The following is a 20,609-nucleotide window of genomic DNA, read 5'->3' as shown; positions in this document are numbered from 1 at the left end:
AATATGGCTGATAAACAGTGTTTATAGACGATAGCATTTCGCTTCAAATTTTGTGAGGTAAACGCAACGGCGATTTACTATCACTATTCTCAAAATACTATCACTATCCCAGAAATACTGTCACTGTTTGAAAGTTACTGTCACTAGCCCGAATACGAATACTGCCACTATTCCAGATTTACTGCCGCTAATCTTAAAATACTGCCACTATCCAAAAAATACTCCCACTAATCCAAATTTACTGCCACTAGCCCAATTCACCCCCACCACCAAAAACCCGAATGCCTACGAAAAGCATTCGGGTTCACATCCTAAACCTGGATCTTCAACGTTTGTCCGATACTGAGTATATCGCTTGTTAGATTGTTGGTTGTTTTGATGTTGGCAACGGTAGTGTTATATCGCTTGGCGATACTGTACAGGGTTTCGCCGGATGCCACTGTGTGAGTCACAATGTTTGTTGGCACTTTTAATACTTGCCCAACGTAGATCATGTCCGATGTTAAGTTGTTAGCATTTTTAATGGCGGTCACGATAGTGCCATTTTTAACAGCAATTCCTGACAGCGTATCGCCCGCTACTACTGTATAATTCACCGTATACACGGGTGCAGTTGTCCCAGTTTCAGGCACAGACGTAGCAGGTGGTGTGACTACACTTGCCTCGCCCGTCGGAATCCGTAAGACTTGGCCCACAAACAGTGAATCTGTCGTTAGCCCATTTGCTTCCCGCAATTCACTAACTGTCGTATCGTTTCGATTGGCGATTCCCCAGAGCGTATCGCCTGCCGATACGGTGTACGTTTTATAGTTTTGGGCTTGCCCCGTATATACTGGCGACACGACAGGAACCGTGTTTGGCAGTGTCGTCGTATAGCTGTTCCAGACATTTTTATTTTCCTGGCCGAGACTCCAGTTGCCGACACCGCGAATGTTATATTTGCCGACAAGCTCAAGCTTCTTAGCTATTGACTCTTCATTTTCATACCAAATCGTATAGGTCCCCGGAGAAAGTGTAGTGCCATTTACTACTGTCACGGGATCGCCTGCTTTAATCGTGATAATCGCTTTTGGTGTTTTGCTGACTTCATCAAACACAACGGTCCCATTATAGCGGTCAATCATCGTCTGAACCTGCGTGTTCGAAATTCCGAAGCCACCATAGCTTTTACCCTCGATCCAATAGCGTCCAAAATGCGCGATTCCAAGGACAATTTTATCGGGCGCAACATCCTGCGCGAGCGCATACTGAACTGATTTTTCAACCCACGAATAGCTTGCGACCGAGCCAGGGTCGCCTCCCTGATAGCTCTCATCGTACGCCATAATCATGAGATAATCCGCATACTTCGCAAGACTTGTGTAGTCATACGACCCATGCCAGCCTGCTGCCCAGCCATTTGGATTCGCCGCGACTGCAACTGAAACTTCCTTTGTCGGCGGTATTTTTTCACGCAGTAACCTTACAAATTCGGTATAGTTTGCGCGGTCAGCATCGGTCACATTTTCAATATCAACATTGACCCCATCCAAGTTGTAGCGCGCGATTGCATCGGCAATCTGTTGAGCCGCAAGCTCCTTGTTTGCAAGCATCGCACGACCGACATCGCGGTTCCAATGATTACTTAAAAATGGAACCACGCGAATTCCTTGGCGGTGCATGGTCTCGATAAAATTAGGATCTACCTGGTAGGTGAGCTTCAGCGTTCCATCCGCATTGATATCAAAATAACTTGGCGACGCAATGTTCACCGCGTGCCCCGTCGAATTTACTGTATTTACATATTGCTTCGTATTTCCAAAATACATGTAGCCAAGATTGACAACTTCACTCGCCGTGATCGGCAGGCGCAATGTTTGGTTCGCTTGAATCGTGTCACTCGTCAAATTGTTCAGCGACATCAATGCATCAACTGTTGTATTATAGCGCTTCGCCACGGCATACAAGGAATCACCCTGCGTAACGGTGTACGAGCTTAACGAAACATTCGTCACCTCACTCGTATTTCCAGCGACATCGGTTTGAGTAACAGATGCCGAAGCAACCTTGGAAGCATTGTCGACAAACACATCTACGGAGTAAAATCCATTCTCGTCCGCATTCGCAATTCGCGTTACAAGCACATTTTTATCGGCATCAAAAAGTGATACTTCCACCTTCGCATTTGCTTCAGCGGTTCCAATGACGGTATAAATGTACTGCAGGTTTTCATAACGGAAACCATTTTTCGTTGCGACCGCATTTTCAACCACCGTATCCTTCACAATGGTTGTCGCTTCAACGATACTTCTATTTCCGAACGCGTCAGTTTGTCGCGCTTCAAAGGTTAATGTCCCATCCTTCAGCCCCGACAGGTTAAAACTGGCACCGAAAGCTCCGTTCACAACCTGAGCAGTTTGCCTCACTGTTGTCGTGCCATCACTCACTACCATCTCAACCGTTGCGCCTTCTTCAACGCTCGAGCCCGTAATTGTAAAATTGGACTGGTTTCCGCTGTTGACATAAGTAGGCTGATTCGTCACCACTCCAGCCGGTGCTGTTGTATCTTTTTCAAGCGTAAAGGTTTGCGCTTCACCAACATTACCCGCGTTATCCGTCGCTCGGAAAGTAGCTGTAAGCTCGCCATCCCTGAGCGTACTCAGGTCAAAGATTTCCTCAAATCTGCCATCGCCATCCGTTTCAATCGTTTTCGTAACCGCATTGACACCGTCAGAAATTTCGACGACCACTGTCGCATGTGGCTCCACTACCCCTCGTATTGGATACACCAGAACATTATCCGTAAAAATAGGCAGTGGAGTTTCCATCTGAATCGCGTTTGGCCCCACCGTATCCTTGATCAATGTCTTCGTTACTGCAGGACTCACATTCCCTGCTTGGTCGACCTGGGTCAATTCAAACGACAAATCCCCATCCGAAAATTCCGTTAGGTCAACTGGCACACGGTATTCCCCGTTTTCATTTGTGGTTGCAGTGACCGTTTTTTCCTGGCCATATTCGTTATAGATACGAATTTGCAGGTCCGTGTTTGCCTCAGCTTTTCCGAGCAACTCGTAGTTTGCCTGATTTTCTATAGTGATGAAATGATCGTTGTGAAAAATCGGCGCAGTTGGCGCCTGCGTATCTTTTTCAACTGTGCTATTGCTGACATTACTTGTGATACCGGCTGCACTCGTTTGAAACGCCGAAATCGTTAGGCTAGTGTCTAACAAGGCGCTCACATCAACTGAGAAATTGTACTCACCGTTTTCGTTCGCGGTTGTTGATGTGATGATATCAGGATTCACCCCATCAGACACCGTGATATCAACAGTTGTCCCCGGCTGTGCCATCCCAAAAATATGATAGCTACTTGCATTTTTACTATTAATTATTTCGGTATTGCTGATCACTGGTGGCGCAAGAGTCGTTTCCTTGATTAAAGTGGCTTGCTCGACCTCACTACGATTTCCGTGCTCATCGATTGCACTTGCCGTGATAAAAATTTCCCCGTCGTTCAAGGTACGTAGGTCAACATTGGTCCGAAATTCACCACTGTCATTCGCAACAGCCTCCACTGTCAGCTCAGGATTTACTCCGTCAGATAAGACAATTTGTACAGTCGAGCCCGGGTCGGCCATCCCAACTAACGTATAGCTATTGGCATTTTGCGTCGTGATCGATTGCCTTGTATCAAGAATAGGCTCACTAACGAAGGTGTCCTTTGTTACAGTAACCTGCTGCTGTTTCGAGCTATTTTGAGCTTCATCAGTGGCAATAGCAGTAAACGTGATTGCTCCGTCATTTAGACCTGATAAATTGAGATTTGTCCGGAAATCACCATTCTCACCTGTTGTAATCACTGCCTCCACGGCTGGTTTTACACCGTCTGTGGCACGAATCGTAATGGTTGAGTGTGGCTCCGCTGTTCCCGCGAATGTATAGCCGTTCGCATTTTCACCAGAGATGTTCGGAAGTTCCTGAAAAACGGGTGCATCAATTGTGGTATCCTTTTTCACCGTTAGTTTTGTCATACCACTTTCATTTCCGAATGAATCCACGGCCTTCGTGGTGATTGAAATGGGGCCGTCACGTAATTTGCCAAGGTTAACTAATGCACTAAATTCTCCTTTTTCATTCGCCAGTATCTCCGTGGTAATCGGTGCATTTACTCCATCGAAAAAGACGATTTGTACTCGCGATGCAGGTTCAGCCGTACCTCTTACAGGATAAGCGGTCGTCGATTTGCTGTTGATGATTTGCGTATTGACGATAGTTGGTGCATCTATTTTAGTATCTTTTTTAATGGTTTGGATTGCTTCCGTGCTCTTATTTCCTGCTTCGTCCGTTGCTGTTGCTGTGATTGTTAGCGAGCCATCCCGGAAGCCCGACAGATCAATTCCCGTCTGAAACGCACCATTTGCATCTGCCTTCACTTGAATGGCCTTAGGCTCATTCACTTCGTCCGTTATTCGGATTGTTACCAGCGCATTTGCCTCTGTCGTACCAGCCACGTTAAGATTCAACTGATTGGCTGTTGAAACCAATGGAATCGGCGCGAGTGTTGGCACGATTGGCGCGATGGTGTCGGCAGGTGGTGGCGCGGGCTCTTCTGGTGCAACTGTTGGCTCCTCTGGTGGAGGCACCGGTGCTTCTGGTGCATTCGCCTCTCCCGGTATCGTCAACACCTGGCCAATCGATAAATTTGTTGATGTTAAATTGTTTGCAGCCTGTATATCGCTTACCGATACGCTAAATCGTTGCGAAATATTATATAAGGTATCACCCGCCGAAACCGTATACGACGTAGCCGGAGCCGGACTTGTCGGCACAGGTTCTGGTTCTGTCGGTGCAGGAGCCGTTTCCACAGGCTGTACTTGGCCCGTCGTCCCAGGAACCTTCAACACTTGTCCAATATTAAGTACGTTTGTCGTCAAATTATTAAGTGACTTCAGCTGATCGACTGTCGTACCAAATTTTACAGAAATCCCATACAACGTATCGCCCGCTATGACTGTATAAGTCGACGTCTCTGGCGTTGGTGCAGGTTCCTCTACAGGTACTGTCTCTTCCGCAGGTGGTGGTGTTGTCGTACTTGCCGCCTGGAGTTGCGGAATTCTTAGTTTTTGGCCAATCATCAGCATGTCTGATTTTAATTGGTTTGTACTGCGAATTTGGTCCACTGTCGTGTTATATCGCTTTGCAATGTTATACAGTGTATCGCCTGAGCTTACGGTATATGTAAAGAACGGCAGCCTCAGTTGTTGGCCGACAAATAACATATTCGATGTAAGCCCATTGACTTTTTTGATCGAATCGACCGATACATTGTAACGAGTCGCAATTGAGTACAGCGTATCACCCGCTTTTACTGTGTACATATCATTGATGGACTGCGTTTGACCACTAGTGGTTTGGGCCCCCACATTTGGCGCGGTTGCACCTAAGTAAAAAGTGGTGATCAGCATCGAACCTGCTAGCACCTTTGCCACCCTTACCGGCAGGTGCGGGAACTTTTCTTTTACTAGATGGCGAATTTGTGTGTTCAGGTCCTTTTTTTCCTGATGAAAATGGTTGCCAAACTCAGATGCAAACTCTGTCATATGAGACTCCACATAGACAACTAATGTATATTCATTATTGTTTTTTTCAAGCTTATACCCTCGAATCTCCAAACGAAACACCTCATTATCGCTTCTTCTCGTCTTAGTTTCTCAACTTCCCTTTTATTCATTCCTATTTTTAGACTTTAGACCAGTTTGCCCCTATAAAAAACACCCGACTCATCTAAGTCAGGTGTTCGTTCTTTACGATATATTTTTCTTCGTTTCAAATGATGGTTCGGCCTTTATGCTATGTGGCAGCATTTGAATCGAGTCTATGACACTATCTAGCTTTGATTCGATTCGGTGCAGCAGATAGAATGTCACGACGACAGGAAAGCCAACCTCCTGGATAAAAGGCAGTAGCTGATCCATTCCATTTTCCTCCTCCCTAAAAGGAAAGCCAACTCCCTAAAGAGAGCTGGCTCCATTTTAATTAAAGTTGAACTTCTTCAACATTACGTTCTACAATACGTGCGCCTTTTTTTGATACAATCGGACCACCCGATGTTAGGAATGCATCCGTTGCTATGATTAAATCCATTGCTGCGGTAAGTGCTTGTACATCTACAGGTTCGACTGGATTTTCAATCGAAACGGTTGCTGTTTTTCCAGCTATATTCGTAAACTGCATTTCCAGTGTTTTTGCCATTTATTACTCCCCCTTTCTAAATATTCAATGTAAAAATTACTCTGCAATGCCTACTAACATAAAGCTATCGTTACGCTCGATGTCAGATAGATCTAATGTTTGAAGACCGATGATTGCTGTTGCAACTGCATGTAAATCATCCGCTGATACAGAAGGGTTAATATTGTTATAGTTTTTGTTTTTATAAACGAGCTTTCCCTTACCGTCCACACCGTTTTCAAACACTAGACGTAACTGTGTATCTAGAATTTCCTGTTTTGCTGCCATGTCTCTCACCTCCTTTACACTATTGTTATAGAGGGGGGAGGGGCGAAAAGGGGCATCATATTTAAAATTTTGGGCAAAAAAAATACCTCCACTAGGGAGGTCAACAAAAATATATAACAAAGGGGGGGAATACATTATACAGGATGACCCCTTTTCACCCATCTTATACCCCAAAAAGAAAAAATTCTCGGAAGTCCCATTAAATTCCCTCTAATGGCTCATACTAATCCTACATTTGCATGTCGCTGAGGTGTACGTATGATTTCTATTTTTATGTCCGAACTCAATATCGCATATTCCTTATTTTCCATTTTTATTGCGCTTTCTGCGAGCATTATTTGTTTTGATATCGCGTTAAACCTTGTCCCGAAATCAAATAAACGTATCGGGATCATTTGGCTTCTACTTGCTACTCTCACCTTTAGCCTTGGAACCAAGACGGCTTATGTCGTGGGCGTTTCTGGTCTTTTCGAATTTTCGACTGTTCAATTTCGTATTACAGCATTTTGTGTGTCTTTCGTAATAATGTTCATTACGAGCTTTTTAGGATTAAAATTACTTTTACATCGGAATACCCCATATCTTGTTCCAGCGATTTTATTTACGATTGGAAGTAGTGCTGCCTATTTTACCATCATCATATCAAACAGCGCCTTCACTCTTTCTTTTTACAATAAGTGGTTTTTACTTAGCGTGGTTACTAGCTTCATTCTTAACATGGTTGCCAGCCATTTAATTAAAAAGAAACTTCTAAAGAACAATTCGGTGAAAACAGGTTTAATCGGTGTGTTATTTGGAATTTCCATGATTAGTCATCACCTACTCTCGATAAAAGGACTTCAGCATGTGATAACGTACGATGATCATGTGTATACAGGCAATGTCATAGTGCCTTTCCTTTTATTAAGTGTATTTTTGTTTATGTTCATTGCATTAATCGGCAATTTGTATCAGCAAAAACTACTTGCTAAGCAAAGAAAACTAGAAAGCCAGGAGCGCTATTATCGCTCTCTCTATGAGTTAAATTCGCTCGCGATTATCATGATGGACGTAACAGGAACCATTATTGATTTAAATCTAACTGCAGAAAAACTTGCTGAGATGGAAAAAGAAGAAATTATCGGAATGCATTATCTCCAATTCATACCTGAATACGAGCAAGCATTTGCGAAACAGCAATTTGAAAAAACGATAGCAGGTGAAGTGGTTGAGTATGAAGTTCAAATGTACAATTCTTCTGGTGATATCATTCATTTAACTGTCAGAAACATTCCGATTTCGGTCGATTATAAGATTCATGGCATCTACGGGATGATAAAGGACATCTCCGAAGAAAAAAGAAATCTGGAAAAAGTTCAATACATGGCCTACCATGCCCCACTCACAAATTTACCGAACAAGCGAAAACTTAGTGAGGATATGGCCAAAAAAATGTCGGAGCAAATCCCTTTTAGCCTTGTTTATCTTGATTTAAATGAATTTAAGAAGACAAATGACCGCTACGGACATTTAGCTGGTGATGCTGTTTTAGTTGAGGTCGCCAACCGGCTTCGGGAGAATAATGACGATGGTGTTGCCTACCATATCGGCGGAGATGAATTTGCTGTTACTCTTCCAATTGTAGAGAGCGAAGGTACTGAAAAGATTGTACGTCGCATGGCAGACAAAATTCGCCTGCCAATCAACTATCAGGAGTTTACTTTAGAGGTATTTGCAAGCTTTGGGATTGCACGTTTCCCATACGACGCCAATGCCATAGAAGAATTACTTCAGAAGGCTGACCTTGCGATGTATGCATCCAAAGATAATGACGGAAGCGACATGGTGTTTTATCACGAGAAACTTTTAAAAAAGGTCGAGGAACGCTTCCTACTTGAGCAGGACCTAAAAGAAGCCCTTGAGAAAAATCAATTTGAACTGTATTATCAACCACAATTCGATATCCAAACAGGCACTTTACGTGGCGCTGAGGCCTTATTACGCTGGAATCACCCTGAAAAAGGGATCGTTAGTCCGGATGTTTTTATCCATGTGTTGGAGGATACTGGCCTAATCGTGGATGTCGGTGAGTGGGTTATTACACAAGTTTTAGAATCGATTCATTCATGGGCAAACGCGGGCTTTACGTTCGGAAAAATTTCGGTAAACATCTCAGCAAAGCATTTTGAAAAGCAGAATCTCTTTCGGTTTATCCAGGATGTGAACGCAGGAGGGGCTGCCTGTCTCAATTGCTTAGACATCGAAATCACAGAAAGCGCCTTACTTAATTTGGAAAAATCAATCGATCATGTGCTGCAATTGAAAAAGCTCGGTATCAGCATCAGCCTTGACGATTTCGGCACAGGCTATAGCTCCCTAAGTGTTCTTCACCAACTGCCAATTGATAATGTAAAAATTGACCAGTCGTTCATCAAAGACTTTAATAAAGACTCCAAAAGCATCATCACAATGATTATCCAAATGTCCAATAATCTGAACGTCAAAGTCGTAGCCGAGGGCATTGAAACGAAGGAACAACTCGACTTCCTCATCCAAGAAGGCTGCAGCTTTGGCCAAGGCTACTACTACAGCAAGCCACTCCCTAAAGGCGAATTCGAAGAAAAGTGGCTAAGAAACCACAGGGACAGTTCTCTTGGTCCCTTGAAGTGACAGGGACCATGGGAACCGTCCCCATGGTTCAAATCCGTTTATAAGAAGAGCTGTGATAGAAGCTTAATCCAACCAAAAAACGCGATCCACAAGGGAATGCTCAATGTCGTTCCCCACACCATGCCCACTGCCAATGGATTCGTATTCTCTTCCATCACTTCGCCCCCTTCATCTTCTCTTACTTACATTATAACGGAATAATGACAACGTTTTCATAAAAACTTACCAACAAATTATGCCAAAATAATTGAAAACGAGCTTCAGCGTTATACCCAAAGCTCCCTTTTAGACGTCGTAATCGCCGTCGCTCCTGCCTCAAGTGCTCGTTGTACATCTTCTCTCGTCCGAATGAGACCACCTGCAAGCACCGGAATGTTCAATGTTTCCTTGACCTCTTTAATCATCCAAGGCATGGCCCCAGGCAGCACCTCAATGTAATCGGGTTTATTTTTTGCAATCAACTTATAGCTTTTTTCAAGAGCATGAGTATCAATTAGAAACATCCGCTGAATCGCGAATACTCCCTTTTGCTTCGCCTTTAGGATGACACTTGATTTCGTCGAGATCAGCCCATATGGTCGAAACTCCTGGCAAATAAATTCGGTCGCATATTCATCACTTTTTATCCCCTGTACCATATCCACATGATAGATCATCTTCTTCCCATTTTCCCTTGCCATTCGATTAATATTTTTCAACTGAGCGATGTGAATTTCCGTAAAAATCCCAATTTCATATTTACTTTTTAAAAAGGACTCGAATTCCTTCATCGTCGTAGACGCGGGCAATATACGTTGATCCAACTGTCTCCCCTCTTTCAACCACCTATTATAAGTAGTATACACTCCCTTCATCTTTGAAAAAACAGCAAAAAAAGGCCCTACTCACACTGGAGCAGGGCAAAAGAGAAAAAAGTCTACAGGTAAAAAATTTATAGTCAAATGTAGAAAACCCCATTCTCTACATTAACTAACAAGAATGAATACACTAGTTCGACAGGAGATCCTACCAATCTAGTATTTTACTATAATTATATACTACCAATGTATTAGAAAAATGTATATTGGGAAAATCGGTGTAATTTTATAGCGATTATTGGGGTATTTTTAGGGCAACTTTCCTAAAATAGGCCTTTTTTCGCGATTTTTGTCTAAAAATGCATTAAAAATTTTAATTATTTTCTACACGTTTCCACATTTTACGCAAATTGGACATGCTATCCTATAATTATTAGTTTCAGATAATTCAAAAATATCAATGATAAATAGAATCATTATTAAGATTGGGGGAGGAGTTCTAAAAGTGCCTTATTATACGTTTAAAGAAATTTGGACACCATTCAGTATCGTCGGAGTTCGCTTTTACAAACGACTCGAGGATCGGATTTATTTCATACGAGTCAAAAACGGCCCACGCCGTCCATTTCTAACTCGATTCAGTAAGACCAACGCTAGAGTCTAAACTCTAGCTTTTTTTGTTGTCTTTGGGACACAGGGACAGGTCCCTTGTCCCACTTGCGCGGGTCGAGGGACCTGTCCCCCTTTACCCAGAAAGTTATTTTGTTCTTGTACTAGGACAACTTTCCGAGGGCATATCCATATTAGTAAACAAGCTTAAGGAGGATTTTGTTTACATATGAGACGACTTCGACGCGGCGTGCCGATTCAGCTGATTCTGGTTTCAGTTGCGGCCATATTGATTGTGATCCTGTTTTTTTCATTGTTTCGTTCATCACCGGAGGAGGATGCGAAGGAGATTGTCCAATCCTTTTATACATTCGAGCAGGATGCGGATTTCGGGAGCTCATGGGAATTGTTCCATCCCCTGATGCAGGAGCGGTTTGAAAAAGCTGACTACATCCAGCAGCGCAACCATGTCTTTGTGGGTCACTTTGGAACCGATACCTTCAAATACACTGTAGAAGACGTTGAACACCTCAAAAGCTGGCAAATGGCCAAAAACACCACAACCTTTCACGACGTCTATAAAGTGCCCATCACCCAAACCTACAAAAGCACATACGGCACCTTTGCCATCCAACAAGACATCTTCGTCGTAAACGAAGACGGCGACTGGACGATTTTGTGGTCGTATCATTAGGGGTTGGGCGGGACCACGGGGACGGTTCTCGTGGTTCCAAATTGAGCCGAGAGGCGTAGGGGATGAAGAACTTTTTCATCGGGATTTTCGCCGCGAGTTGTCTTCATCACACTTATGAAGGACTCTTTGACTCTATTCTCTGCTTGAAATGGTCTTCATCCCCGAGCAATCTTTGTTTGCCTGGGACAAGGGACCTGTCCCCGCGACCCATAAAGCCTTCCGGTTCACCCGGAAGGCAAACTATCTAATGCCGTTTTTGGTTATCGGACAAAAAAGAGAATATATCGAACAGAGTTAACCGGATATCGGACACAGCCTGAATTTTATCGGACACAATTCTACTTATATCGGACACAAACTATAATTTATCGGACAAACCCAAATCCTACCTCAGGGTCGGCAGCCACTCTAAAAGCCTCCACCAAAAAAATCTATTTCCCTCAAATTGTCCAAACGTCTAAACCACACCAAACCCCGAATAGACTAATAGAAAACCATTTAGAAATGGGGTGACAGCATGTTTTCAGCTGAAGGTATGCAATCGTTTGAGTTGTTTTCCGTTTCGCATCTTGTGACGCTTCTGATTTTCATGGTCCTCACCTTCCTGCTCATCGCCCTCAGAGAAAAACTCGGACCTTATCAGTCAATCATCAAATGGACATTTTTCAGCATCTTGGTTGCTAGTGAAGTGTCACACCAGATTTGGCTCGTCGCGACCAATCAATGGGAAATCGGCTCCCTCCCGCTACACCTTTGTTCCATCAGCACTTTTATTTGCATCTTCCTATTCTTTAAGCCTAGTAAAAAAGCATTTTACCTCGTGTTCTTTACAGGATTGCTTCCACCGATTCTAAGCATGGTGACTCCCGAACTACTCCATGATTTTCCGCATTATCGCTTCTTAAAGTACTTCTTGCATCACGCCACAATTGCCTGGTCCGTGCTCTATTTCATTTTTTACGAGGGCTATCGTGTACCGCGAAAAGCAGTTTGGACCGCCTTCTTACTCCTTAACCTAATCGCTGTTCCAATCTTTTTCATCAATCTCCTTCTCGACACAAATTTCTTTTACCTAGCAAACCCAACCGAATCCACAACGATCCTGTCTTATTTCGGCTCCGGCATTACGTATTACCTAACCCTTGAAGTTGCTGGTATAATCGTATTTGTTATCACCTACCTCCCGATGGCAATCTGGATGAAAAAAGAAAAAGGCCATTAAGTCGTTGACTTAATGGCTTTTTTTGCCCTTCTGGTAAAATATGGACAATGAATAAAATTTATGGCTGTTAGCCCTTTTCATAAAAATGGAACCAATAGAACCGTCCCCCTGGTCCTTCCCGACATAACTCAAGCAATCCCCATTAAATCCCAGGGTTTTGCATGGGAACTAGTTTGTTTTGTACGGCGTAGATGACGACTTGCGATCGGCTTTTGACGTCGAATTTTTTGAATATCTTGCTGACGTGTATTTTTACCGTTTTGTCGCTGATGAAGAGACGATCCGCGATTTCCTTGTTGCTCATCCCTTCCACCAGGCATTGGAGAACTTCCATTTCCCGTTCTGTTAGTACGTTTTCCTTTGGCTGCTCCTGCTGTTGTTGATGGAAATTGAGGAGCTTTTTCGTCATCGATGGATGAATCACAGACTCGCCTCGTGCGACCGTACGAATCGCTTCGACGACCTGCTCTGATGGTGCATCCTTCAGCAAATATCCGTCAGCGCCCTCGCGTATCGCCGCCATGAAATACTCGTCATGGTTGTGCATCGTCAGTACCAGCACTTTAATCGAAGGATATTTTTTCTTCAGAATGCCCGTCACTTCCACTCCATTTTTCTCAGGCATGTTGATGTCCATTAAAATCACATCTGGTTCGCACATGGGTACCTTCTTTAGTGCGTCATCACCTGAAACCGCTTCGCCGACAACGCGAATATCATCCTCGAGCTCTAATATATTTCTAAGTCCGTCACGTAACACAGCATGATCATCCACCAGCATAAGCTTGATCAACAGTACTACCTCCTTCAAGTCCCATTTTGGGAACAGTTAATGTGATATCCGTACCTTCTCCCTCTTTAGAATCAATTTGGAGGGTTGCATTGATTTTTTCTGCGGCGTCATTCATATTTAAAATCCCAAAGTGAGGGTTGTTTTGCGCTTTGACCATCGCCTGAAACAGTGAAAACCCAACGCCATTGTCCTTGATTTTTAATATAATATGCTCCTTTTGATAGCTTAACAGAACGTCAATTTCTGTGGCCCTTGCATGCTTGATAGTGTTTTGCAAGCTCTCTTGAAAAATATCAAACAATTCCTTTTCTACCATCGAGCTGAGCGGAACCTCTTGACCTCTTATATCAAACGAAAACTTGATATTGTACTCACCTTCTACCATTTCAATTCGCTTTTTAATCGCAGTTGACAACCCCACTCGTTCAGTCGGATATGGACGCAACTCATAAATGGATTCGCGAACTTCTCGTAAACTAAGTCTTAATTTATCCATGCTTTCTCGAATGTGTTTGATTGTTTCTTCCGGATTTCGATTAAATTTTCGTTCAGCCGTTTCAAGCTTCATGACCGCACCCGCAAGAGTCTGGGCAACACCATCATGAATCCCCCTTGCGATTCGGTTGCGCTCCTCGAGGATAATCCGTTTTTCTTTTTCTTCTATTAAAAATCTCGTCTTCACCGCAACCGCGAGCTGGTTCGAAAGGGTGGCAATCGAATGGATTTCGTCTTCCCCAAAGCTACGCGCACGACTTTTTGCAACTACGAGCATTCCAATTGTTTCATCCTCGACGACCATCGGTGAATACACGAAGGCCTTCATATCCTTTTTAAAAAATTCATCAATGGGTCCAAGCTTTCTTACCCTGTCCTGATAGACAATGGGTTGCTTTTTTCCATCAAAACGGGCCAACGCTTCACCTGTTAAAGCATCTTTTGGAGTGACCCTGCCATCATAATACAAAATCTTCCACACATCATTTTCCTTCACCCAAAGCATGAGAGCTTGAACATCAACAATTTGGGAAAATGTATTTTTAAACGTCTCAATCCATTCGGTTGAATGGATTTTCTTATTCACACCTGTTGTTATTGCAAACAGCGCATTTAAACGTTTCTTTTCATTTTCAAGTGTGGAGATGACCGAATATAGTAGCGATACAGCTACCAATGGCGAGAAAAAGAAGAATAGTGAGAATGCGTCAACCGTTCGACCACCAAGGAACGCCATGATAACCCCATATAGCAAGGAAATCAATGCATTTCCCAACTCTGTTAACGTCTTTCCTTTAAACATGTAAAATGGATAAGGTTGCGGACGAATCAGCAGGACAAAGTCAACAATTAGATTATTTATAATAAAAAAGAGTGCAACAAAAAGACCATATGTAAGGATACCTGTCAAAAGTTCACTGTTTGTCGCAAGAACCTGGGTGATTGTTGTATGTTTTAAAATGTAGTCTGCAAGAAATACACTAACCGCTAGCTGAGCTGGGTTAAACAGGACAATTCTCAGCGGACGTTGACGAAGAATATTAATGATTAAGACGATTGTCACATAAATGATAATTGGATACGATATTCCAAATAGCGCTTGCATGACGAAGATAAATGGAAACGTAATCGTCGTGGAGCCTCTCAAGAGCTGAATCGGAAAATACTCGATTAACGCTAAAAATGCTGTAAGTAATAGGAGAATCGCAATTTCATCGGTTGGTTTAATAATAAAAAACGAATACCCTACAACCGTCCAACCAAGTATTGCGATTAAAATCATATAGATCTTTGCATAGTTCTCCCTCTTATGGGAGGACACCATTGGAAGCTTCACACTTCTCCCCCTTATCATAACATTCTGTAAACTATTGTCTGTTATTATTATAATATATGTACTGTGGAAAAATAACAAATGATACCATTGAAAACGAATACACTCAATCCGCATAAAAACCCAGACTAGTCGAATGGCTTGAAAACCACTGACCAATGCTGGGTAACCACAAACACCTGTAATGTTTGTGGAAACAATTATGCCAAAAAAACACACGATTTTCTATGACCCAAATTTATTATTTCGATAAGCCAAAAGTAGTATAACATGTCCTTTTATGCGCAATAAAAAAACTGCCACCTCAAAGGCAGACAGTGTTGGACAGGTCCCTTGGCCCAAATCTATGTTTTGGCTTAACACGTAATTGGCTATGCTGTAGGTGAGCCTTTAATATCGTTAGCTATGTCTGTGATAAATTTCTTCATATCTATATCGGTACTTCCTTCGCCTTTCATAAAAGCACGAATTAGCGCTCTTCTAACCTGGTTCTGATCAATCGAAATATCCTTACCCGAAGATTTAGGATCCAAATTATGTTCACTCCTAGCTGGAAAAATACATTGATTTCGAACCCTGCTACTATGAAGGATGGAGACGCCTCCACGGAGCAGAGTTCGATAAGTGCCTGAGTGGCCAGGACACTATGGGAGAAAATGATTTCTTGGGGAGTTTGGATGGAGAAACCAGCTCCGCCAAGTAATTTACTATACATGTACGCTGAAGACTTCTTTTTTGCGACTGTCTATTGAAAAACTTTCTAAATTTAGGTATACGCGAACACTTTCCTCGTCCGAAATGCCAATTCATTCTATTTTACGGTATAATAAAAAGATGTGATTTCATTAATCTATGCAATATGGGGAGTGAGACTAGCTTGCTTCAAAAAGATATTCCAAAGGATGCGGTCATGCATTTTTCCGAGAAGCTTCGGGGCATGATTACATTTGACAATGAAGATGACCGGACATTAATCAAAAAAGGACTAAACCTCTTCCGCCAGGGGAGTGTTTATAATGTAAAATACAACGGGCAGAAACTAGAAGGACGCGTTCAGGATGTCACACCCGTTGATGTTACTCTTGATCTCGATTTTCTCGAAATGAGCAGCTGTACGTGCCCAACCACTGCTTTCTGCCGTCATCAAATGGCTTTGTTTTTCTATATGTATGCGAGTGTTGACCGAGTCGGGTCCCTGCTTGAGCAGTGGAAAGAAGGCAGTAAACCAAAGCCTACCCTTGAATCAATTCCTGTAAAAAAAGGAAGCATCCTAGAGCGTGTGGAATACAAGGAAAACTCACTCGAAAGCTGGCTTGCCCTTTTTGAAAAGGAATACGAACGGTTTGAATCAGGACACCCTGAAAAAACGATTTACTTTTTCGCAACGCTGTACCATTCTTTTTTTCAAACATTAAAAAGGAAAGCTCCTTATTCGGAGGAGTACAAGCGCTTATTTCATATTCATGCAGCCCTTTTTTGCATTCGAAAAACTATCGAATTGCTTGAGCAAATGGAAGTACGAAACTATCAAGTGGACACGTATATCAAGCCTTATTTTCATAATTTCACAGACATCGTCCTTGATCATTCATTAGAAATGAAGAAAGTGTCACTGCCATTTTCGTTTGACACGCTTCTTGAGGAAAGCATTCAACCGGTCCGTGAGACCCTGCTTTGTCAGTCGATGTTTCAATATGAGCGCATGCAAATGTATCGTTTGCTATGGGCGACCTTTTTCAATCGAAAAAAATGGATTGAAATCGAACAGAGTGCCCTAGACACGGATCATCCAGTACACCAGATTGCTTTTGCCCATCTTCATTTTTTGCTAAAGGATGATACGAGTGCGATCGAATCGATGAAAAAGCTTGGGCACGATGCAACACCTTATAGTTTCTGGTGGATTTCCTATTTATCTGAATCAAAAAGTTGGGATCGAGTTCGTCCTTGGATTGACCATGCTTTAGAAGGAATCCGGACGTTTATTTTTGGCATCCAAAGCTATGAAGGCCGGCGCCACATGACAAGATTGTTTTTACAAAACATTATGCCGTACGCCGAGGAACAGGACGAAACGGTTTATATGGATGCCGTTAAAAAGCTCCTCCCGTACAGTTATGTCGAGTACAATGACTTTTTGCTTGAGACTGAACAATTCCGGAAATGGGTCGAACTGCAAATCATGCTCGGCTATGATATCGATGAAATAGACCGATATATTTTAAAAGAAATTGAAAGCCACGATCGAAGTGCATTGTTTCCTCTTTATCACCAGGCAGTCGCAAAGGCAATTGAGGGTAAAAATCGGCCTAGCTATAAAAAAGCCGTTAAATATTTGCGCAAGATCCGAACTCATTATAAAAAATGTAAACAAGAAGACGTCTGGGAGGACTATATTACGAAACTTGCCACAATGAACAAGCGATTACGTGCCTTCCAACAGGAGCTGCTTCGGGCTTCTATGATTTCGGAGTAAAGGGGTGAGATGATGGTAATTGGAGAAACATTTTTAATTCACGCGGAATGGGTTGCCGACAAAGGTTTTTATATTTGGTGCACCACAGAAGATGGCAACGAGCTTACGATAAACAATTGGAAGCGAAATCTCTTTGCTTGGCATGAGGCCACCTTTTACGGGACCTTCCTCGAAGAGAACAACTTTCTACATCATGATGCCGTCCTCCTTTCACCCTGGCAAGCATTTACCTATTTTGGAGAATTACCGGTTAATTCCCTGATTGAAGTAGAGCTAAGCGAGAATGCTGAACAATTTCAATCCATTTCGAGAAACTTACTGCCGCTTATTAAGGAAGGCGATTTTATGCCCGACTTTGATTATTGGCGCAAGTCAGAGCGTTTTGGCTGGAAACCGATTGGAACTGAGATAACAGGATTTGCAGCTGAGTGGTTTTCTGAAGCCATCACCGATTGGATTCAAGCCGATTCCACGCTTTCTGATTCCTGGGAGGAAATTGCCTCAACCTTTCCGCTTGTAAAAAGTACTACGGGCGCTGAGTTTGTCGTTGATGAAAACAATTGGCTGGAACGGATTGGCTGGAAGGAAGACCTTACTCCATTTGATTGTCTCATCCAAATTGAGGAACCGGAAATGGACAATGGCTCGTGGAAGTTACACACTGTGCTCCGCAGCAAAAAAAAGCCCTATAAGACACATATGGTTTTACCAAAAGATTGGGCACCTTTTGAAGAAAAAATCACGAGTGACCAAGAGATGTGGTGTAAACTCGTTCCATGGCTTCGCGATGAGGAAGGAATCATTCACGAGTTAACCGAGCGTCAGGCCTGGGACTTTTTAACGGAATCAAGCTCAAGGCTCATCGACACTGGCGTAGGAATCCTATTACCCGCTTGGTGGCAAGCCATCAAGGACGCTCAACTTGCGATTAAAGCGAAGGTAAAAACAAATTCAGGTGGCGGACGCCAATCATTTGTTGGGCTACAGTCGATCATCAATTTTGACTGGCGTTTTTCAACAAATGGCGTTGAGCTTTCCGAAGAAGAATTCATGTCGCTTGTGAACGAGCAAAGACGATTAATCAATATCCGTGGTAAATGGATTAAGCTTGATCCTGCGTTTATTAAACAGGTTCAATCGATTCTAGAACGTGCGAATAAAGAAGGACTCCATGTCCGTGATGTGTTAGAGCAGGAACTACTATCTCTTTCGGAAAAAGCCGAACATGAGGAACAGGAAGCGTCACGAGCATTTGCAGGCGTTCAAATTGAACTCAACCGCCATCTTTCGCATATGATTACACAACTAACGGACATCAAGAAGATTCCACAGGCCGCCATTCCAGACACCTTCAAGGGTGAGCTTCGTCCTTATCAGCAACAAGGTGTCGACTGGCTCTTATTTTTACGAAAGTTCGGTTTCGGTGCCTGCCTTGCTGATGACATGGGACTTGGAAAAACAATTCAAATGATTGCCTACTTTTTAGCGGTAAAAGAAAGTGGTGCCAAGCCTTCGCTGATCATATGCCCAACATCCGTTCTAGGAAACTGGCAAAAGGAACTTGAAAAATTCGGACCTGATTTACGCGTTCACCTTCATTACGGTTCGAACCGCTTGAAGGGTGAAGAGTTTACCCAGCAAGTCAATGAGGCTGACATCGTGCTCACCTCATATGGATTGTCTCATCTAGATGAAGAGGAGATTTCCTCTTATGACTGGGGTACAATTTGCTTGGATGAGGCTCAGAACATTAAAAACGCACAAACCAAGCAATCACGTGCGATTCGAAAGCTAAAAAGCGACCATAATATTGCATTAACAGGAACGCCAATGGAAAACCGCTTAACCGAGCTTTGGTCGATTTTCGACTTCATCAATCGCGGCTATTTAGGTAGTCTTGGAGGATTCCAAAAACGATTTGTGTCTCCAATTGAAAAGGACCACGACCAAGAAACAATTGCTCAGCTGCAGCGCTTGATCAAACCATTTTTACTAAGACGTACGAAAAATGATGAAGCTGTTGCATTGAATTTACCAGACAAGCTCGAGCAAAAAGAATACTGTCCGTTAACGGTTGAACAGGCATCGATTTATGAGCAGCTCGTGAAGGATACATTGGAGCAAGTCGAACAGCTTGCGGGCATCCAGCGTAAAGGCTTGATTTTAAAAATGCTTGGACAGTTGAAGCAGGTTTGTGACCATCCGGCACTTTATTTAAAGGAAGCTGCACCGAAAAATGTAGACGATCGATCTGCAAAAATGGAAAAGCTCCTTGAGTTGGTGGACCATATTCGCGACCAAAACGAAAGCTGTTTAATTTTCACACAATATATTCATATGGGTGAAATGATTCAGGATGTGCTGTCAAAACGCTTTAACGAATCAGTAAAGTTCTTGAACGGAAGTGCTGCGAAAGTACAGCGTGATAAGATGATTGAAGGGTTCCAAAACCGGGAATACAATATCTTGATTCTTTCACTGAAGGCAGGCGGAACCGGATTGAACTTAACGGAAGCAAACCATGTAATCCACTATGATCGCTGGTGGAACCCGGCCGTCGAAAACCAGGCCACTGACCGCGCTTACCGCATTGGCCAAAAACGTTTCGTCCACGTGCACAAGCTAATCGCAACCGGCACACTCGAAGAAAAAATCGACGAAATGCTGGAGAAAAAGCAGTCACTCAACGACGAAATCATCACAAGCGAAAACTGGATCACCGAACTCTCCACAACCGAACTAAAAGAACTCTTAGGCACGTTCTAGATTTGGCACAGGGTTGGGTGGTGAACAGGGGCTGGTGGGACACAGGGACAGGTCCCTTGTCCCAGCTCATACGGGTTTTCAAATCTTGATGTCCGCAAAAACCAAAGGGGGAGCTGATTCAGTTGGCAGAAAAAACAACCAAACCAAAGAAAAGAAACAAAAAATTCGTGCCAAGTGAAAAGCACAAAGACAAAACCGAACCTTGGCAAAAATTTTATCAGCTAGTCGAAGAAAAACTTAAAAAATAAAACAGAGCTCAAGCAACCCGCTTGAG

Annotated in this window: 14 protein-coding genes; 6 read left to right on the top strand and 8 right to left on the bottom strand. The window is 43.0% G+C overall.

What is annotated here, in order from left to right; all coding sequences use genetic code 11:
- Nucleotides 1-311 precede the first annotated feature (311 nt).
- The 4 genes from CKK03_RS06800 to CKK03_RS06785 form a co-directional block, all read right to left on the bottom strand.
- Nucleotides 312-5,654, bottom strand: coding sequence for a LysM peptidoglycan-binding domain-containing protein (locus tag CKK03_RS06800; RefSeq protein WP_099361871.1), 5,343 nt, complete (start codon nt 5,652-5,654; stop codon nt 312-314).
- A gap of 132 nt (nt 5,655-5,786) precedes the next feature.
- Nucleotides 5,787-5,957: a YvrJ family protein gene (locus tag CKK03_RS06795; protein ID WP_099361870.1), complete on the bottom strand. Its 171-nt coding sequence runs from the start codon at nt 5,955-5,957 to the stop codon at nt 5,787-5,789.
- Between the two features lie 61 nt (nt 5,958-6,018).
- Nucleotides 6,019-6,234, bottom strand: a complete 216-nt coding sequence (locus CKK03_RS06790) for a DUF2922 domain-containing protein (protein ID WP_099361869.1) — start codon at nt 6,232-6,234, stop codon at nt 6,019-6,021.
- A 36-nt stretch (nt 6,235-6,270) separates the two neighbouring features.
- Complete coding sequence (locus CKK03_RS06785; RefSeq protein ID WP_099354519.1) at nt 6,271-6,501, bottom strand: DUF1659 domain-containing protein; 231 nt, start codon at nt 6,499-6,501, stop codon at nt 6,271-6,273.
- 258 nt (nt 6,502-6,759) lie between these two features.
- Here CKK03_RS06785 and CKK03_RS06780 point away from each other — a divergent pair, with 258 nt between their 5' ends.
- Entirely contained in the window at nt 6,760-9,150 is a 2,391-nt protein-coding gene (locus CKK03_RS06780; RefSeq protein ID WP_099361868.1) for a bifunctional diguanylate cyclase/phosphodiesterase, read from the top strand.
- A 266-nt stretch (nt 9,151-9,416) separates the two neighbouring features.
- Here the strand turns inward: CKK03_RS06780 and CKK03_RS06775 are convergent, their stop codons facing one another.
- Nucleotides 9,417-9,953, bottom strand: a complete 537-nt coding sequence (locus CKK03_RS06775) for a glycerol-3-phosphate responsive antiterminator (protein ID WP_099361867.1) — start codon at nt 9,951-9,953, stop codon at nt 9,417-9,419.
- 832 nt (nt 9,954-10,785) lie between these two features.
- Here CKK03_RS06775 and CKK03_RS06770 point away from each other — a divergent pair.
- Nucleotides 10,786-11,250 (top strand): hypothetical protein, encoded by a 465-nt coding sequence (locus CKK03_RS06770; protein ID WP_245864046.1) that lies wholly within the window; start codon nt 10,786-10,788, stop codon nt 11,248-11,250.
- Nucleotides 11,251-11,767: 517 nt separating this feature from the next.
- On the top strand, nt 11,768-12,472 hold the full coding sequence (locus tag CKK03_RS06765) for a YwaF family protein (protein ID WP_099361866.1): 705 nt from the start codon (nt 11,768-11,770) through the stop codon (nt 12,470-12,472).
- 142 nt (nt 12,473-12,614) lie between these two features.
- Here CKK03_RS06765 and CKK03_RS06760 read toward each other — a convergent pair whose 3' ends face one another.
- The 3 genes from CKK03_RS06760 to CKK03_RS23645 form a co-directional block, all read right to left on the bottom strand.
- Entirely contained in the window at nt 12,615-13,265 is a 651-nt protein-coding gene (locus CKK03_RS06760; RefSeq protein WP_099354526.1) for a response regulator, read from the bottom strand.
- Nucleotides 13,240-15,096: a GAF domain-containing sensor histidine kinase gene (locus CKK03_RS06755; RefSeq protein WP_099361865.1), complete on the bottom strand. Its 1,857-nt coding sequence runs from the start codon at nt 15,094-15,096 to the stop codon at nt 13,240-13,242. The genes CKK03_RS06760 and CKK03_RS06755 overlap by 26 nt, the downstream gene beginning before the upstream one ends.
- 368 nt (nt 15,097-15,464) lie before the next feature.
- On the bottom strand, nt 15,465-15,626 hold the full coding sequence (locus CKK03_RS23645; RefSeq protein WP_180271186.1) for a YwzD family small protein: 162 nt from the start codon (nt 15,624-15,626) through the stop codon (nt 15,465-15,467).
- A gap of 344 nt (nt 15,627-15,970) precedes the next feature.
- Here CKK03_RS23645 and CKK03_RS06750 point away from each other — a divergent pair, with 344 nt between their 5' ends.
- The 3 genes from CKK03_RS06750 to CKK03_RS24120 all read left to right on the top strand — a co-directional run bounded on the left by CKK03_RS06750 (nt 15,971) and on the right by CKK03_RS24120 (nt 20,583).
- Complete coding sequence (locus CKK03_RS06750; protein WP_099361864.1) at nt 15,971-17,569, top strand: SWIM zinc finger family protein; 1,599 nt, start codon at nt 15,971-15,973, stop codon at nt 17,567-17,569.
- A 12-nt stretch (nt 17,570-17,581) separates the two neighbouring features.
- Nucleotides 17,582-20,335 (top strand): DEAD/DEAH box helicase, encoded by a 2,754-nt coding sequence (locus CKK03_RS06745; RefSeq protein WP_099361863.1) that lies wholly within the window; start codon nt 17,582-17,584, stop codon nt 20,333-20,335.
- Nucleotides 20,336-20,457: 122 nt separating this feature from the next.
- Entirely contained in the window at nt 20,458-20,583 is a 126-nt protein-coding gene (locus CKK03_RS24120) for a hypothetical protein (RefSeq protein WP_281254478.1), read from the top strand.
- The last annotated feature ends 26 nt before the right edge of the window (nt 20,584-20,609 follow it).

Source organism: Fredinandcohnia onubensis (genome assembly GCF_002734215.1).
Taxonomy (GTDB): Bacteria; Bacillota; Bacilli; order Bacillales; family Bacillaceae_L; genus Ferdinandcohnia; species Ferdinandcohnia onubensis.
This window is presented reverse-complemented; position numbering and strand designations above follow the sequence as displayed.

Bases quoted from the DNA above. Each gene is read 5' to 3' on its own strand.
- CKK03_RS06780 (WP_099361868.1), top strand. From the start codon at position 6,760: ATGATTTCTATTTTTATGTCCGAACTCAATATCGCATATTCCTTATTT.
- CKK03_RS06790 (WP_099361869.1), bottom strand. From the start codon at position 6,234: ATGGCAAAAACACTGGAAATGCAGTTTACGAATATAGCTGGAAAAACA.
- CKK03_RS06770 (WP_245864046.1), top strand. From the start codon at position 10,786: ATGAGACGACTTCGACGCGGCGTGCCGATTCAGCTGATTCTGGTTTCA.
- CKK03_RS06795 (WP_099361870.1), bottom strand. From the start codon at position 5,957: ATGGATCAGCTACTGCCTTTTATCCAGGAGGTTGGCTTTCCTGTCGTC.
- CKK03_RS06745 (WP_099361863.1), top strand. From the start codon at position 17,582: ATGGTAATTGGAGAAACATTTTTAATTCACGCGGAATGGGTTGCCGAC.
- CKK03_RS06785 (WP_099354519.1), bottom strand. From the start codon at position 6,501: ATGGCAGCAAAACAGGAAATTCTAGATACACAGTTACGTCTAGTGTTT.
- CKK03_RS06765 (WP_099361866.1), top strand. From the start codon at position 11,768: ATGTTTTCAGCTGAAGGTATGCAATCGTTTGAGTTGTTTTCCGTTTCG.